Raw genomic sequence first — 1,808 nt, forward strand, 5'->3', positions numbered from 1 at the left:
CCCGCCACCTGACGGTGGTGCCCGACACCGCACAGAACGGAGATTCCATGTCCGCACCGCACGCGATCATCCCCGAGATCCGCACCCTGGACGGCCTCATGAACGCCTTCACGCTCATCAGGGCGATGTGCGAGATGCGCGCCGAGGAGGCCCTCGCCATCGCCGCGGACGACCTGACCCTGTCCAACCGCCTGGACCAGATCGAGGCGGAGATGGCGGACATGGAGGTCGACGACAAGACCCGCCGCGAGGTCGACCTGCTGCGCGAGTCGATCCGCACCCAGTCCCAGGCCGCCGCCCAGTACGGCGGCAGGGCCAAGGACTCCGGCGACTTCGCGACCGCCGCCGCCCAGGCCGCCTACAAGTCCCACGGCGGCATCGCCGAAGCCGTCCAGTCCTCGCCCATCGAGTCGGCCGCCCAGGCCGGCTACTACGAACGCTGAAAGGCAACCGGATGATCTCCAAGATCGACGACGTCATCAACCACCGCGCCCTGCTGGCCGCGCTCAACACGATCCGGGCGGAGGTCGATTCCCGCCAGGAGGACGTCGACGCCCTGGCCGCGTGGTCCGGCGAGATGGCCGAGCGCATGTCCGGCATCGCCGAGGAGCTCAAGGCCCTCGCCCTGGACACCTACACGGTCGGCAACACGCTCATGCTCGGTGACCTGATCACCGGCCAGAAGACGGCGGCCGACGCGTACAAGAACGCCACCGACACCTCCGTCACCCAGGCCGCCAGCGCCGCCCGGACCGCGCACCGCAACCATGGCCGCATCCAGGACGCCGTCGACGACAGCAACGTCCCGATGGCGAAGAACACCTTCTACAACGCCGAATAGGCGCCCCGCACCACCCGCTCCACCTGCACGACGCTGCTTCTCCGCCTGTGGCCGGGCCCCACGAACCCGTGGGGCCCGGCCCGTTGCTGCCCAGACGCCCCTGGGCCCCGCAACGGCGGGGCGTCCCGGGGGCGGTGGGGAGCACCGGGCCTGTGCCCGCCCTGTCCTCCAGAACCCCCTGAACCGAAGGGACCCCGCCGTGCGCGCCCCGAAGAACCCCACCCCGCAGTACACCGACCTCGCAGGCTTCATCGCCGCCCAGACCAACCCGGCCACCGCCCAGGCCGCCGCCGGAAAGAAGTCCTCGCGCACGCTGAAGCGGTGGGCGCTGGACCACCGCGGCCAACTCGCCCTCGCCGCGACGGCCGCGAGCATGGGCCCGGCCGGGGAGCTCCTGTCCGCCACCGGCGACGGGTGGCGCACCGCGCTGACGCTCGGTGCGGCCGGCGCCGTCACCGCCGGGGCGTGGGGGTGGATGCCCGGCCTGGTGAAGTGGAACGGCATCTGGCGCCCCGCCCGCACCCTGCCCGGCGCCTTCGACCGGTACACCGGCCTGTCGATGCCCGTGACCGGAGCCGGCCTTCTCACCACCATGGCGTCCGTGGGCGGCCCGGAGTGGGGCGACAACCCCTGGTGGGGCTTCTCCCTGCTGTGGTCCATGGGATACGGCACCTGGGCCTGGCGGCGCTGGGGCCGCCGCCCGGAGGCCAAGAGCCCGGAGCTGGCCCAGCAGATGCTGGACTGGATCCAGTACGCCGCCGTCTCGGACGGCCCCTACCCCAAGAGCCAGCTGGTCTCCCCGATCGCCACCGCCAAGGGCGGCTGGTCGGCGGAGATCCACATGCCCAGGGGTAAGAGCTTCAAGATCCAGGCCCTGGACGACGTGCTGTCCGCGCTCGGGATCGACGACCCGGACCTGGTCGCCCTGGAGCGGTTCGCCCCCCGCAAGGGCAAGATCACCGTGTTC

The 1,808-nt window shown here is 71.8% G+C and carries 3 protein-coding genes; all 3 read left to right on the forward strand.

Annotated features, from left to right (window positions below; translation table 11 throughout):
- On the forward strand, nt 1-443 hold a 443-nt coding region (locus IG90_RS40380), incomplete at its 5' end, for a hypothetical protein (protein ID WP_033895085.1).
- An 11-nt stretch (nt 444-454) separates the two neighbouring features.
- Complete coding sequence (locus IG90_RS0138590) at nt 455-841, forward strand: hypothetical protein (protein ID WP_030595957.1); 387 nt, start codon at nt 455-457, stop codon at nt 839-841.
- 199 nt (nt 842-1,040) lie between these two features.
- A partial coding sequence (locus IG90_RS40385) for a hypothetical protein (RefSeq protein ID WP_033895087.1) occupies nt 1,041-1,808 on the forward strand: 768 nt, incomplete at its 3' end.

Source organism: Streptomyces anulatus, assembly GCF_000721175.1.
Lineage (GTDB): Bacteria > Actinomycetota > Actinomycetes > Streptomycetales > Streptomycetaceae > Streptomyces > Streptomyces anulatus_C.

Coding starts and splice junctions, on each gene's coding strand:
- IG90_RS0138590 (WP_030595957.1), top strand. CDS start 455: ATGATCTCCAAGATCGACGACGTCATCAACCACCGCGCCCTGCTGGCC.